Genomic DNA, 14,961 nt, shown 5'->3' on the forward strand with positions numbered 1-14,961 from the left:
GGTGTAAGTCCAGCGTCGGGGGGAACGGCGCAGCGGGCGGCGCCCACACGGATGCCGGGGGAATGACCAGCAGAGACGACGAGCGGCTGTGGGGCGAGGCCCTGGCGCTGTTGCTGCGCCTGCGCGAGCGGCCCGGCGACCCCGCGCTCCGGGACGAGGCGGCGCGCTGGTGCGCGCAGAGTTCCGCGCATCGCGCCGCCTTCGACGAGGCCGAGGCGGTGTGGCGAGTGACGGGCGCGCTGCCGCGCACGCAGGCTCCGACGATCGCTCCGCCGCGTGCTCCGTTGCTCACCCGCCGGCACGTCGCCGCCGGGCTCGGATTCGCGGTCGCGGCCGGCATCGCCGGGCTCGCGGTGCCCGAGCTGACATTGCGGGCGCGCGCCGACGTGCTCACCGGCACGGCCGAGATCCGCCGCGTCGCGCTGCCCGACGGCAGCGCCGCGACGTTGGGCCCCGACAGTGCGGTCCGGCTCGCCTACGGGCCCGACGCCCGCGAGGTCGATCTCCTGGCCGGCATGGCTTACTTCGAGGTGGCGGCCGGTTCCGCCGCGCCGTTCCGGGCCGTGTGCGGGCCGCTGGCCGTGACGGCCGCCGGCACGGCCTTCGAGGTGTCGCGCGACGCCGGCTGGCTGATCGCCGCCGCCGACAAAGGCTCCATCGCGGTGCGGTTGCCGGCGACCTCCGGGCCGGCCGAGTCCATGCTGGAGGCCGGCGACTGGCTCTCCTTCGACGAGAGCGAGCAGGCGATGGCGCGCGGCGTGCGCGCCGCCGGCCTGCGGGCCGCCTGGCGGGACCGCGTCGCCGTCGCCGACCGCGAGCCGGTCGGCGCCGTGGTCGCCCGCATTGCCCGCTGGCATCGGGGCCGGGTCTTGGTCGCGCCCGGCTTCGGCGGCCGTCGCGTCAGCGGCATCTTCGACCTGCGCGATCCCCGCCGCGCCCTGGAAGCCGTGGTGGCCCCGTTCCACGGCCATGTCCGCGACCTCTCGCCCTGGCTCACGGTGCTGACGACGATCTGACCCGCCCGACTTTTGAAAACCTCCAATCGAAGCCGCTGGCGTGAAAACCGCGGCGGCTCGTTCGTCCATCGAGCATGGGGCTGCGGCGCGGGGGCGCCGCCGGGCGAGCGATCGGGGCAGGGGAATGCGTCAGCGTCGAACCAGGATTTTGGAGGCGGCCGTCGCGGTCGGCCTGGCGGCGATGCCGCTGGCCGGGGCGGGCGGCGCGCTCGCCCAGGCGGTCGCCGAGGCCGCCACATTCTCGGTGCCGGCCGGATCGCTGTCGTCGGCGCTGGTCGCCTTCGGGCGCCAGAGCGGCCTCCAGGTGAGCTTTGCGCCGGAGATCGCGACCGGCAAGTCGAGCCCCGGCGTCGCCGGCGCGCTCAAGCCCGACGCGGCGCTGGAGCGGCTGCTCGGCGGCACCGGCCTGATCTGGCGCTGGGCCAACGACGCCACCGTGACGATCTACGATCCGCGTTCCGCCGCCATGACGGCGAACGCGCAGGGCACCATTCCGCTCGAGGAGATCCAGGTCACGGGCGTCGGCACCAAATCGAGCGAGACCGCCTGGGGCCCGGTCGACGGCTATGTCGCGACCCGCAGCGGCGCCGGCTCCAAGTCCAACACGCCGATCGTCGAGATCCCGCAGTCGGTCTCGGTCGTCACCCGCGACCAGATGCGCGACCGCGGTGTCCAGACCGTCACCGAGGCGCTGCAATACACCCCAGGCGTCGTCACCTCGGCGGGCGGCAAGGACCCGCGCTTCGACATCGTCTATCTACGCGGATTCAACACGCAGGGCTCCGGCGGCTATCGCGACGGCATGCGGGAGTTCGCCGACGCCAACGCCCTCAGCGCCTACCGGACCGAGCCCTACGGGCTCGAGCGTATCGACGTGATGCGCGGCCCCGGCTCGGTGCTCTACGGCCAGACCGGGCCGGGCGGCGTCATCGACAAGATCAGCAAGCGGCCGACGCCAGTGCCGTTCGCCGAGTTCGTCGGTACGTTCGGCAATTTCGACCGGATCCAGGGCGCCTTCGACCTCGGCGGCGCGGCGGATGAGGCGGGCAGGTACCAGTTCCGCCTGACCGGGCTCTTGCGCGAGAGCGACGCCCAGATCGCCCATTTCTCGCGGTTCGTCCCGGACGACCGCAAATACGTCGCGCCGGCCTTCACCTGGCAGCCGACCGCCGACACCCGGTGGACGATCCTGACCGAGTACCAGCACGACCTGAGCGGCAACGCCTTTCCCGTCTCGCGGCTGCGGACCTCGGGATCGACCGTGACGGCCGTCAGCGCCCTGCCGCTGTATCTCGGCGATCCGAACTGGAACAAGTACGACCACGAGCAGTACCGGATCGCATCGCTGTTCGAGCACCGGTTCAACGACGTGCTCGCCGTGAAGCAGAACATGGCCTTCACGTCGCTGACGCTCGACTACCGCTATCTCACCGGCTCGCTCGCCAACAACGCGACGACGGCCCAGCGGGTCGCCCGCACCTCCGACGACAAGGCCGATACCTACACGCTCGATAATCAGGCCCATGCGAACTTCTTTACCGGACCACTGTCGCACGCTGTCCTGGTCGGCTTCGATTTTCAGCGTCTCGGCTTCGACACCGTGTTCAAGGGCAGCCCCGGCACCTACGCGCTCGACACCATCAATCCGATCTACGGCATCGCGGTGCAGCCGGCCACGAGCACGTTGACCAGCACGGCCCAGACGCTGCAGCAGGCCGGCCTCTACGCCCAGGATCAGGTCAAGCTCGACAAATGGCTGCTCACCCTCGGCATCCGTCACGATCATGCGGAGCTGGAGAGCGACAACCGGGTCAGCAGAGCGGTCACCAACACAGACGACACGGCGACCACCAAGCGGGTCGGGCTCACTTACCTGTTCGACGACGGCGTCGCGCCCTATGCGAGCTGGGCGACCTCGTTTCTGCCGACCACCGGCACGGACTTCTCCGGCAATCCGTTCAAGCCGACGACGGGTCGGCAATACGAGGTCGGCGTCAAATGGCAGCCGCCCGGCAGCCGGACGCTGGTCACGGTCGCGGCCTTCGACATCGTCCAGCAGAACGTCCTGACGACCGATCCGGTGAACACGGGGTTCAGCGTCCAGACCGGTGAGATCTCTTCGCGCGGTATCGAGTTCCAGGCGACGACGTCGCCGCTCGCCGGCCTCGACCTGATCGTCTCCGCCTCGGTACAGGACGTCGAGGTGACCCGGAGCACCAAGGCCGATCTCGGCAAGGTGCCGCTGCTGATCCCCGAGCAGCAGGCGGCGGCCTGGGCCAAGTACACGATCCAGAGCGGCTTTTTCACCGGCCTCGGCTTCGGCGCCGGCGTGCGCTACATCGGGGAGACCTGGGCGGACCTCGCCAACACCATCCCGAACGCGCCGCAGACCGTGGTCGACGCCGCGCTCTCCTACGATTGGAAAGGCGCCCGCTTCGCCCTCAACGTGACCAATCTGTTCGACCGCGAGCAGGCCCTGTGCACCACCTCGGGCGGCTGCCAGTTCATCAGCCCGCGCACCGTGGTCGGTTCGGTCCGCTACCGGTGGTGACGTGGTGACGGAGGCGTCGTCGCGCGGACCGCGGCTGCGGCCCTGGCTGGTGCGGCTGCATCGCTGGGTCGGGCTCGCCATCGCGCCGTTCCTGATCGTGTCGGCGCTCACCGGCAGCGCCATCGCGTTCCGCGAGGAGCTCGATGCCTGGCTCAACCCGGACCTGTTCGCGGCGCCCGGCGTCGGCACGCCGCTGGCGCCCTCCGGGATCGTCGCCGCCGTGGAGGCGGCCGATCCGCGCGTGCGCGTCGTCCGGGTGCCGCTGCCGCACGAACCCGGCGAGGCTTTGGTCGTCGGCGTGCAGCCGAGGCTCGATTCGGTGACGTGGCGGCCCTTCGCCATCGACCACAACCAGGTGTTCGTCGATCCGGTCACGGGGGTGGTGCTGGGCCGGCGGCTGTTCGGCGCGGCGCGGCTCGACCGCGCGCACCTGATGCCGTTCCTGTACCAGCTCCACTTCACCCTGATGACGCCGGCCCGCTGGGGCGTCTGGCTGCTCGGCGGCGTCGCGATCCTGTGGTTCCTCGACGGCTTCGTGGCGCTCGCCTTGACGCTGCCGCGGGCGCGGCCGCTGCTCGCGTACTGGGGGACGGCGTGGCGGATCAAGCGCGGCGCCAGCGCCTACCGGCGAAACTTCGACCTGCACCGGGCCGGGGGCTTGTGGCTGTGGAGCGTGCTGCTGGTCCTGGCCTTTTCGGGCGCGGCGCTCAACCTGACGGCCGAGGTATTTCGCCCGGTCGTCTCGCTGGTCTCGACGCTGACGCCGAGCGCGCGCGAAGCGGGTGCGCCGCGGCTGCGGCGTCCGCCGGCCGAGCCGAAGCTCTCCTTCGAGGATGCCTTCGCGGCGGCCCGTTGCGTGATCGCCGAGCGCGGCTGGGCCATGGCGCCGCTCCAGGCCGCCTATATCCGGCACTACGGCGCGTATTTCGTCAGCGTCGCGGCACCGGGTCCCGACCACGACGACGGGATCGGCCACCCGCATCTCTTCTTCGACGACCAGGACGGCACGCTGCTGCACGCCGAGGTGCCGGGCGAGGGCTCGGCCGGCGACATCTTTCTGGATCTCCAGCACCCGCTGCACACCGGCCGGATCATCGGCCTGCCGGGCCGCATCCTGATCTGCATCGCCGGGCTGGTGACGGCCGCGCTGACCATTACGGGCGTGGTTCTGTGGGCCACCAAGCGCCGCCGCGCGCGCCGCCCGCGTGCCGCGATGGAGACCGCGACGGCCGAGTAGGGACGGTCAGCCGTGCTGATCCGTCCAGGCGCCCGTTCCGGCGACCTGCGGGGCGGGCTCGCCGGGCGTCCAGCGGAGCGCCGATCCGCCCTCGATCGCGATGCCCTCGTCGACGACGACCCGAAGCAGGCGCTTCGCGCCGGGAAAGCGCGCAACCTCGTCCGAGTCCCAGATCACCTCGGCGCGGCCGGTGAGCATCAGCACGTCGCCGGTCGCGTCGTCGACGAACAACACCCCGGTGGCCGGGTTCGTCAGGATGTTGCCGAAGGTGTTGAAAAAGAAGTTTCCGAGGAAATCGGGGACGACCAGCACGCTGTGTCCGCCCTCGCGGCGCAGGTCGACGAAGCCCGGCCGGCCGCCGCGGTGGCTGATATCGACGCCCTCGACCGGATCGCCGTCGCCGGCCCCCGGCGAGGCGGTGGCGATATAGAACGTGTCGGCTGCGCGCACCAGCGCCGCGGCCTGTTGGGACAGCACGGCGCCCTCGGGCCGCAGCCGTGGCCGGCCGCACGTCGGGGCTTCGACATAGGTCACGCTGCGGGCGCGGATGTACTTGGCGCAATTCCCAAAGCTCTGGTCGACCGCGATCGACATCGTGGTGCCGTCGATGGCGGCGATGCGGCCGTTCATGCGGTTGCGCCGGCGGGTCGCCGGCTGGATGCCGAGCACGCCGACGGGCGCACCCGGCACCAGCGTGCCGCCGAGCGGATGGCCGGCCGGCAGCACGGCGTCGACCGTCAGGGTGTGCGGATCGCCCGAGTGGGCAAATCCCGGCGGTCCGGCGAGGAGGGCGGCCCAGGGCCGGCCCTGCCGGTCGAGCGCGCCGACGACCAGGAACGGCAGCGTCGCGAAGAAGGCGCGGTGCTGGTCCGGCATGGCGGTGCGGATGCCGAAGCGGCCGCCGCGCTCGGCGATCTCGCGGGCGCCGACGCGCTCCTGCGCGGCAATCTCGCCGGCGTGCCAGGGAGAGGAGTCGAGGCTCCAGCCGGGCGGCCTCGCCGAGGTCATGATACCGCCTCCAGGGCCGGCTCGGTCTTTTGCATCGGCACGAAGCCGGGCAGGGCCTCGATACCGGCGAGCCAGGCGACGATACGCGGGTAGGGCGCCAGTGCGACGCCGCCCTCCGGCGCATGCGCAGTGTAACTGTAAAGGGCGACGTCCGCGATGGTCGGCCCGTCGCCGGCGACGAACCGCCGCGTGGCGAGATGCCGGTCGAGCACGCCGAACAACGCATGCGCCGTCGCCTTGGCGGCCGCGTGGTCGCGCGGTGCCCCGAACACCGTGACGAGCCGTGCCGTCGCCGGCCCGGCCGCGAGCGGTCCGGCCGCGATCGACAGCCAGCGCTGGATCTCGGCCGCGGTGTCCGGATCGGTCGGGTACCAGCGTCCGGTTCGGTCATAGCGCAGCGCCAGATAGACCAGGATCGCGTTGCTGTCGGCGATCACCCGGTCACCGTCCTCCAGCACGGGTACTTGCCCGAACGGGTTCTTGGCCAGGAACGCCGGAGCCTTGTGGGCGCCGACGGCGAGGTCGACCTCGATCGTTTCGGCCGCGAGCCCGAGCAGAGAGAGAAACAGCTCGGCCCGGTGGGCGTGGCCGGAGAGCGGGTAGCGATGCAGGCGGAGCGTGGTCTTCGGCGCGGTCATGTTGGTCTCCCGGGGCGCGAGGAACGGCGACCCGAGACCTAGCTGTTGCGCATTGCCGGTAGAATATGCTGATCTCGTAAAAGATCATTACAAAATGCGGAATAATCCATGGACCGGCTCGGCGCCATGCGGGCCTTCGTGGCGGTGGCCGAGGAGGAGGGCTTCTCGGCCGCGGCCAAGCGACTCGGCCTGTCGCCGCCGGCCGTGACGCGAGCGGTCGCGGCGCTCGAGGAGGCGCTCGGCACGCGGCTGCTGCGGCGGACCACCCGGGTGGTGCGGCTCACCGAGGCGGGGCGGACCTTCCTGATCGACTGCCGACGCATCCTGGCCGCGCTCGACGAGGCGATGGCGGCGGCCGCCGGCACCCAGACCGAGCCGCGCGGCCGGGTCGCCGTGACGGCACCGGCGATGTTCGGGCGCCGCCACGTGGCGCCCGTGATGGTGGCGCTGCTGGCCCGCCATCCCGGGCTCGCCGTGCAGACCCTGTTCGTCGACCGCGTCGTCGATCTCCTGGAAGAGGGCATCGACATCGCCGTGCGCATCGCGCACCTCGCCGACTCGTCGTTGACCGCCGTAAAAGTCGGCAGCATGCGGCGCGTCGTCTGCGCCGCACCGGCCTATCTCGACGCCCATGGAACGCCGGCCGATCCGCGCGATCTCGCCGACCACGAGGCGATCGCCTTCTCGCAGGCCGCGACCGAGGCGCTGTGGTCGTTCCCGGCGGGCCGGCGCAGCCTGACCGTGAGGCCGCGCACCCGGCTGGTCGTCAACTCGGCCGAGATGGCCATCGCCGCGGCTGTGGCCGGCCACGGCATCGCGCGGGTGCTGTCCTATCAGGCGGTTCGCGAGGTGCAGGCCGGAGCGCTGCGGATCGTCCTGGCCGCGCACGAGCCGGCGCCCGTCCCGGTCCATGTCGTCCATGGCGAGGGCCGGCAGGTGTCGGCCCGCAGCCGGGCCGTCATCGATTTCGCGGTGGAGCGCCTGCGCGCCGACGCGCCCGGCTGGATTGCGGTCTAAACGGTCCGCTCGACCGCGATCACCCGGCCGCGCTCGACCGCGAGCGAAAGCTGGCCGTGCTTGAGCGCGAGCGCCTTGTCGCCGAACAGCTCGCGACGCCAGCCCTTGAGGGCACGCACGTCGGCCTCGTCGTCGGCGGCGATGTGCTCGAGGTCGTCGACCGTGGCGATCACCTTGGCGGCGACGCCGTGGCGCTCCGCCGTCATCCGCAGCAGAACCTTCAGAAGCTCGACCGTGGCGCTGCCATTGGCCATCGGCCGGCTGCGCTCGATCGGCGGCAGCGTCTTGGGGTCGCGGGCGAGCCCGGCCTTGATCGCCTCGACGATGTCCTGGCCCCAGCGCGAGCGCTCGAAGCCCTTGGGCAGCGAGCGCAGGCCGGCGAGCCGCTCCGGCGTCGTCGGCGCCTGCAGGGCGATCTCGCCGATCACGTCGTCCTTGAGCACCCGGCCGCGCGGAACATCGCGCGACTGCGCCTCGCGCTCGCGCCAGGCGGCGACCTCGATCAGGACGGCGAGCTCCTTGGGTTTTCGCACCCGGCTCTTGAGCCGTTCCCAGGCGGTCTCCGGATCGGCCCGGTAGGTCGACGGCGAGGTGAGGATCTCCATCTCCTCGTCGACCCAGTTGGTGCGGCCGCGCCGCGCCAAATCCTCCGACAGGGCCACATAGGCGTCGCGCAGATGAGTGACGTCGGAGGTCGCATAGGCGATCTGGGCCGGCGTCAGCGGCCGACGCGACCAGTCGGTGAAGCGGTGCGACTTGTCGAGATTGTCGCCGGTGATTCGCTGGACGAGCTGGTCGTACGAGATGGCGTCGCCGTACCCCAGCACCATGGCGGCGACCTGGGTGTCGAAGATCGGGCGCGGGATCAGCGAGGCCTGGTGCCAGACGATCTCGATGTCCTGACGGGCGGCGTGGAAGACCTTCACCACCCGTTCGTTCGCCATCAGGGCGTAGAACGGGGCGAGGTCGATGCCGTCGGCCAGCGTGTCGACCACCACGGCCTCTTCCGGCGTCGCGATCTGGGCGACGCAGAGCAGCGGATAGTAGGTTGATTCGCGCAGGAACTCGGTGTCGACCGTGACGAAGGGATGCGCCGCCATCCGCTCGCAGACGGCTGCGAGCGCGTCGGTGGTGGTGATCGGCTCGACCGCCTGGATGTCGGTGGGCTCGCCGGCTGCGCGGGCGGTTCGCGTACGCAACGGATCCTCGGTCAGCATCGAACGGGGGGGAGGGGCTGGGCTGACGGGCCTGGCCCGCCGAATGCACGATGAAACATTTTGGTCATGAGGGCATCGATCATCAGGCCGAATGTTAGCGCGGTGAACCCGCGAGGTCGAGCAGTGCAGCCGGCATAAGCCGGAAATTCAAGGAATTTTCGCAAGATCGCAGGTGTCGTCGGGGTCGTCTACGCGGCGCGGTAGGGCGGTGCCGACGGAACGGCAGGGCGTTCACGCGGCGACGGCGTGCTCGTAGATGTCCTCCTCCTGGGCGTTGTGGATGCGGACCAGCGCCTCGATCGACTCGATCACCCGTTGGGCGTCGCGGACCAGGTAGCGGTCGACGTCCTGGGGCCGCAGGCCCTCGGCGAGTCGGGCCAGCAGGCGGGCGAGGTGCTGGATCTCGCGGTGCGCCCGGCTCATGGCGGACAAGCCATGGCCATCGGACAGGAAGCGGGTCAGCCGTGGATAGACGGTCGCCTCGTCGTCCAGCTCGTGGCGGACGACCTCCTCGGTGACCAGCCGGTTCGCCGCCAGCACCAGCTCCACCGCCTCGGCCGGGGCGGCGTCGTCGAGGGCGTCGGCGATCGTCCGCAGCCCGTCGAGGCTGCGCTCCAGGCGCTCGTGCTCCTCGCGCAGGTCGCGGGCCGCGGTCGACGACATGGTGCTCAGCCGGCGGCCCAGGGGGCTGCGCCCGGGCCCGAGTGCGCGCAGCGCATTGAGAATGACGGCGACGTCGATCGCCTCCTGGGTGAGCGCGCCGGCGACCGGGCTGAGGAAGCCGAAGGCGGCCGCCAGCATGGCGACGCCGGACAGCACCATGCCGACCACGATGCTCTGCACGGCGATGCTGCGGGTGCGGCGCGCCACCGCGACGGCCAGCGAGACGCGGTCGAGCCGGTCGACCAGGATCACCACGTCGGCGGCCTGCGACGAGGCCGAGGCGCCACGCGCCCCCATGGCGATGCCGACGCCGGCGGCGGCGAGCGCCGGGGCGTCGTTGATGCCGTCGCCGACCATCAGGGTCGGGGCGAGGCGCTGCTCGGTGGCGACCGCGTCGACCTTGTCGGAGGGCGAGCGGTCCGACAGCACGGCGTCGAGGTCGAGTGCCGCCCCGATCGTCTCGGCGGCGTCGGCGCGGTCGCCCGTCACCATCATGATGCGGCGGATGCCGGCCGAGCGAAGCATCTGGATGGCGCGCGGCGTCTCCTGGCGCAGCTCGTCGGCGAGCAGCAGGGCGCCGGCCGGCCTTCCGTCGATGACGACGAAGACGCCGAGCGCCGAGCGCCACGAGGCCCGCCGCAGGGCCCGGATCGCCCAGTCGGGAAGCCGCGCGGTGCCGAACGCCATCGACTGCGAGCCGACGCAGACGGCCTGCGGACCAATCCGTCCCTCCAGCCCGGAGCCGAGGTTTTCCCGCACGTCGGTCGGCATCGTCAGCGTGAGGCCGCGCCCGGTCGCGGCGCCGACGATGGCGCTGGCGATCACATGGTGCGAGGCCTGCTCCATGGAGGCGGCGAGCCGCAGCACCTCGTCGGCGTCCTCGCCGGGCGCCGTCTCGATGGCGACCAGCCGGGCGCCGCCGACCGTCAGCGTGCCGGTCTTGTCGAACAGCACCGTATGGGTCTGGGCGAGCGCTTCCAGCGCGCCGCCGCCCTTCACCAGGATGCCGTGGCGGGCCGCTTGCGACACGCCGGCGATGAAGGCGACCGGGGCGGCCAGGATCAGCGGACAGGGCGTGGACGCGACCAGCACGGCGAGCGCCCGGATCGGGTCGCCCGACAGGGCCCAGGCGGCGCCGGCGATCACCAGGGTCGCGGGCAGCAGCAGCAGGGCGAAGCGGTCGGCGATGCGGATGAACGGCGCCTTGGCGGTCTGCGCCGCCGTGACGAGACGGACGATGCCCGCATAGGTGCTCTCGCCGGCGGTCGCGCGCGCCAGCATCTCGAAGGTTTCTCCGACATTGACCGTGCCGCTGCGGACCTCCTCGCCGGCGCGCCGGGTCACCGGCAGGGCTTCGCCCGTCAGGGCGGACTCGTCGATCACGGCCCCGGCGCCCGTCACGGTACCGTCGACCGGCACCACCTCGCCGGCCCGCACCAGCACGGCGTCGCCGATCGCCACCGCCTCGATGGCGACGTCCTCGACGGTGTCACCGCTGCGGCGATGGGCAAGCCGCGGGGCGCGGTCGACCAGGGCGCGCAGGTCGCGCTCGGCGCGCGCCACCGCAAAGTCCTCGAGCACGTTGCCGCCCGTGTACATGATGGCGACCACGACGCCGGCGAGCGGCTCGCCGAAGACGAGTGCGGCGCTCATCGACACGAAGGCGACGGCATCGACCCCCATCCGGCCGGCCAGCAGGGCACGCACGATCGAGACGGCGAGGGCGACGACGACCGGCACGGTGCCGGCCGCGAACATCCAGTACGCCGCGACCGGTTCGCCGAGGCCCCAGGCCGCCAGCCCGAGCAACAGCCCGGCGAGCGCGGTCGAGACCAGGCCGTACCGCATCAATCGTTCGCGCATAGTGTCCTCGCCAAGGCGGATCAGGGGTTGCCGCGGGACTGCTAGCATTTGCCAGAAGTAATTGGAAATACGGTATTTTCCGGGGTTACAGCGCGACTGCGAGGCATTCGCGACGAGACCGTATGCAGCACGTTTGAACAGCGCCCTCCGGGTGCTCTCGGCGTCCTCGGACAGTCTCAGGACGGTGCGGGCCGGACGACCCGGCGGGCGCCGGCGAGGCAGCTTTCCACGACGGCGACCACCTCGTCCGGATCGAGCGGCTTCACCAGGCTCGCCACCGCGCCGAGATCGACAGCCATCTTCAGGAAGTCCGGGCCTGGGGCGCCGGTGCGCTCGGTCCGGGCCCCGGAGATCACCACCACGGGCAGGCTCGGATCGGCGCGGCGGATTTCCCGCAGCGTCTCGAAGCCGTCCATCTCGGGCATGAACACGTCGCAGATCACCAGGTCGAGCCCGCCGCCCTTGACCGAGGCAACGCCGGTGCGGCCGTTTTCGACCAACATGATCTCGTGGCCGGCCGCCTCGAGCAGGATCTGGAGGGAGGCACGGACCAGTTCATCGTCGTCGATCACCAGAAGACGCGCCATCGCGGGGTGACTTGCGGGTCGGGGGGGGGGACCGGTCTTGCTGCGGGTGCTGCTTCTGTCGTACACGGGTCAGTGTATACAGTACGCAAAAAAGATTCACGGATTTACTGCGCGACAGTCGCGTAAATACAGCCTTCCGCGATAAACATGCGTGATGACGACGCCAGTCCCCAGCACTCCTGACCTGCTCGATGGCCGACCGGCCGGCGAGCCCCTGATGGGTGCGGTCCCGGTGACCGGGGCGCCCCATGAGCGGGACGAGCTGCTGCGGCTCTGCATCGAGGCGGCACCGGTCGGCATCGCCATGTTCGACCGGCAGATGCGCTATCTGGCGGCGAGCCGCCGCTACCAGCAGGACCATGGCGTCGCCGACCAGCGCCTCGTCGGCCGCAGCCATTACGAGGTCTTTCCTGACATCCCGCAGCGCTGGCGCGACATGCATGGGCGCTGCCTCGCCGGTGCGAGCGAGCGGTGCGATGCCGACTACTTCGAGGCGCCGGACGGAACCCGGAGCTGGTTCCGCTGGGAGGTACGGCCGTGGCTCGATCCCGCCGGCGGGGTCGGTGGCATCGTGCTGTTCACGGAAAACATAACCGCGCACGTCGCCCGGGAGACCGAGCTGCGGCGCTGGGCGGATGCTTTCGAGAACGCCGCCTTCGGCATCGCGGTGAGCGACGCCTCGACCAACACGATCGACTTCGTCAATCCGGCCCGGGCAGCGATGTGCGGCCTGACGATCGAGGAGGTCTGCGGCTCCGACGTGCTCGCGTCCTATCCGCAGGACGAGCGGCCCCGGATCAAGGCCTTGATCGATGAGGCGGACCGCGCCGGGCGGGTGATCTACGAGTCGATGTTCGTCCGCAAGGATGGCTCGAACGTTCCGGTCGAGCTCGACATCACCAGCGTCCGCAACGCCGACGGCAGCGTCCGCTATCGCATCGCCACCGCGCTCGACATCACCGACCGGCAGCGCTCCGAGCGGGCCCGCAAGGACAGCGAGGCGGAGGCGCGGCGCTACTCGGATCTGCTGCGGACCATCATCGACACCATGGCCGAGGCCGTGCTGATGGTCGATGCCGACGGCCGCACGCTGTTCGCCAACGCCGCCTGCAAGGCGATGTTCGACAACCGCGACGACATCGGCTCGGAGGCGTGGCAGAAAATCTTCCACCGGTTCCGGCCCGACGGGGTGACGCCCTATCCGGTCGAGGAGACGCCGATCGGCCGTGCCCTGCAGGGCCAGAACTTCGACAACCTCTACGTCATCTGCAAGCGGGACGACGGCCCTCCCGACCTCCATATCGTGGCGAGCGGCCGCTCGATCCGCAACGAGGCCGGCCAGCACGAGGCCGCCGTCGTGGTCTATCGCGACGTCTCCGAGCTCACCGAGAAGACGTTGGCGGCCCAGCGCAGCGCCGAGCTGCTCGACAAGACCATCGCCAGCATCCCCGACGCCTTCCTGGTCGTAGACGAGAGGCGCAACTTCCTGCACGTCAATCCGGCCTGCAAGACGCTGCTCGGGATCGACGGGAGCGTGCCGCTCGACGAGTGGGAGAAGTCGTACGCGGTGCTCGGCGCCGACGGCACCACCGAGGTGCCGAGCGAGGAGCGGCCGCTGAACCGGGTGCTGAGCGGCGAGCCGATCGACGGCACCGAGCTGGTGCTGCGCGACCTAGAAAGCCGACGCGACCTCGTGCTGTCGCTGACGGCCCGCCCGATCTACGACGGCGACGGGATCATCCGCGGCGCCGTGCTGCTCTATCACGACCTGACCAAGTCGAAGCACATCGAGCGGCAGCTTCGCCAGGGCCAGAAGATGGACGCGATCGGTCAGCTCACCGGCGGCGTCGCGCACGATTTCAACAACATTCTCACGGCCATCACCTGCACGATCGAGATCCTCGCCAAGGGCGTCGCCGACCAGCCGCATCTCGCCACCATCGCCCGCATCATCGACCAGGCGGCGCGGCGCGGCGCCGATCTGACACGCCAGCTCCTCGCCTTCGCCCGGCGCCAGCCGCTCGAGCCGCGGCCGACCGACATCAACGGCCTGATGACCGACACGGCCCGCCTGCTGCGGCCGACGCTCGGCGAGCACATCGAGCTCGCCGCCGTGCTGGCGGACGGCCTGTGGCCCGCCATGGTCGACGCCTCGCAGCTCTCGACCGCGGTCATCAACCTCGCCGTCAACGCCCGCGACGCCATGCCGGACGGCGGCAAGCTCGTCATCGAGACCGCCAACGTGACGGTCGACGGCGCCTATGTGGAGAGCAATCCCGACGCGAGGCCCGGCGACTACGTGATGATCGCCGTCAGCGACAACGGCACCGGCATCCCGGCCGAGGTGCGCGACAAGGTGTTCGAGCCGTTCTTCACCACCAAGGAGGTCGGCCGCGGCACCGGACTGGGCCTGAGCATGGTCTACGGCTTCATCCGCCAGTCGGGCGGCCATGTGAAGCTGTACAGCGAGGAGGGGCAGGGCACATCGATCAAGCTCTACCTCCCGCGCATCGCCGAGGCCGAGGACGGTGTCGATGAGATGCCGGCGGTCGATGTCATGGCCGGCGGCGACGAGACCATCCTGGTCGTCGAGGACGACGACCTGGTGCGGCGGAACGTCATCGCGCTGCTGCAGGATCTCGGCTATCGCACATGGTCGGCGAGCAGCGGCCCCGAGGCCCTGGGGCTGCTCGACCAGGGCGCGGAGTTCGATCTCCTGTTCACCGACATCATCATGCCGGGTGGGATGAACGGCCGCGAGCTGGCCGCCGAGGTCTTGCGCCGGCGGCCCGGCGCGAAGGTTCTCTACACCTCCGGCTATGCCGAGGACGCGATCGTCCATCACGGCCGCCTCGACCCCGGCGTCACGCTCCTGAACAAGCCGTACCGCAAGGCCGATGTCGTCGCCAAGGTGCGCGAGGCGCTGGCCGGGCCGGTGGCGACGGGGACCGGTCCACGCAGCCGGCGGCGGCGGCGTACGGCCGAGTCCTCGCGCGACCGGAGCTGAGAGCGCCTCTTCTCCGTCATGCCCCGCGCAGGCGGGGCATCCAGTACGCCGCAGCGACTCGATCGAAACAACGGAGTTCGCGAAACAACGGAGCTCGGTGGATACTGGGTCGCCCGCCTTCGCGGGCGGCGACGACTGCGGCGCCGTGCCTATGGCG

Annotated in this window: 10 protein-coding genes; 5 read left to right on the forward strand and 5 right to left on the reverse strand. The window is 71.0% G+C overall.

The annotated features are described in order from the left end of the window. The first annotated feature begins 62 nt into the window (after window positions 1-62). The 3 genes from HXX10_RS07920 to HXX10_RS07930 all read left to right on the forward strand — a co-directional run bounded on the left by HXX10_RS07920 (window position 63) and on the right by HXX10_RS07930 (window position 4,804). Window positions 63-1,016 (forward strand): FecR family protein, encoded by a 954-nt coding sequence (locus HXX10_RS07920; protein WP_296521384.1) that lies wholly within the window; start codon window positions 63-65, stop codon window positions 1,014-1,016. A gap of 124 nt (window positions 1,017-1,140) precedes the next feature. Then, on the forward strand, window positions 1,141-3,567 hold the full coding sequence (locus HXX10_RS07925) for a TonB-dependent siderophore receptor (RefSeq protein ID WP_296521385.1): 2,427 nt from the start codon (window positions 1,141-1,143) through the stop codon (window positions 3,565-3,567). Between the two features lie 4 nt (window positions 3,568-3,571). Next, the gene (locus HXX10_RS07930) at window positions 3,572-4,804 is read left to right on the forward strand and encodes a PepSY domain-containing protein (RefSeq protein ID WP_296521387.1); all 1,233 of its coding nucleotides are present in this window, start codon (window positions 3,572-3,574) and stop codon (window positions 4,802-4,804) included. A 6-nt stretch (window positions 4,805-4,810) separates the two neighbouring features. On the opposite strand, the gene HXX10_RS07935 is transcribed toward HXX10_RS07930, so the two are convergent. Beyond that, the gene (locus tag HXX10_RS07935; RefSeq protein WP_296521389.1) at window positions 4,811-5,812 is read right to left on the reverse strand and encodes a pyridoxamine 5'-phosphate oxidase family protein; all 1,002 of its coding nucleotides are present in this window, start codon (window positions 5,810-5,812) and stop codon (window positions 4,811-4,813) included. Further along, window positions 5,809-6,450, reverse strand: a complete 642-nt coding sequence (locus HXX10_RS07940) for a glutathione S-transferase family protein (protein WP_296521391.1) — start codon at window positions 6,448-6,450, stop codon at window positions 5,809-5,811. Before HXX10_RS07940 ends, HXX10_RS07935 begins: the two co-directional genes overlap by 4 nt. Window positions 6,451-6,558: 108 nt before the next feature. Here HXX10_RS07940 and HXX10_RS07945 point away from each other — a divergent pair, with 108 nt between their 5' ends. Next, window positions 6,559-7,467: a LysR family transcriptional regulator gene (locus HXX10_RS07945; RefSeq protein ID WP_296521393.1), complete on the forward strand. Its 909-nt coding sequence runs from the start codon at window positions 6,559-6,561 to the stop codon at window positions 7,465-7,467. Here the strand turns inward: HXX10_RS07945 and rnd are convergent. The 3 genes from rnd to HXX10_RS07960 all read right to left on the reverse strand — a co-directional run bounded on the left by rnd (window position 7,464) and on the right by HXX10_RS07960 (window position 11,797). After that, complete coding sequence (rnd, locus tag HXX10_RS07950) at window positions 7,464-8,666, reverse strand: ribonuclease D (RefSeq protein WP_296521395.1); 1,203 nt, start codon at window positions 8,664-8,666, stop codon at window positions 7,464-7,466. The genes HXX10_RS07945 and rnd overlap by 4 nt on opposite strands. A gap of 249 nt (window positions 8,667-8,915) precedes the next feature. Next, entirely contained in the window at window positions 8,916-11,210 is a 2,295-nt protein-coding gene (locus HXX10_RS07955) for a heavy metal translocating P-type ATPase (RefSeq protein ID WP_296521398.1), read from the reverse strand. 176 nt (window positions 11,211-11,386) lie between these two features. Continuing rightward, complete coding sequence (locus HXX10_RS07960) at window positions 11,387-11,797, reverse strand: response regulator (protein WP_296521400.1); 411 nt, start codon at window positions 11,795-11,797, stop codon at window positions 11,387-11,389. Window positions 11,798-12,014: 217 nt separating this feature from the next. Here HXX10_RS07960 and HXX10_RS07965 point away from each other — a divergent pair, with 217 nt between their 5' ends. Further along, window positions 12,015-14,804, forward strand: a complete 2,790-nt coding sequence (locus HXX10_RS07965; protein WP_296521403.1) for a PAS domain S-box protein — start codon at window positions 12,015-12,017, stop codon at window positions 14,802-14,804. The last annotated feature ends 157 nt before the right edge of the window (window positions 14,805-14,961 follow it).

The organism is Rhodoplanes sp. (assembly GCF_013377085.1).
Classification (GTDB): Bacteria; Pseudomonadota; Alphaproteobacteria; order Rhizobiales; family Xanthobacteraceae; genus Rhodoplanes.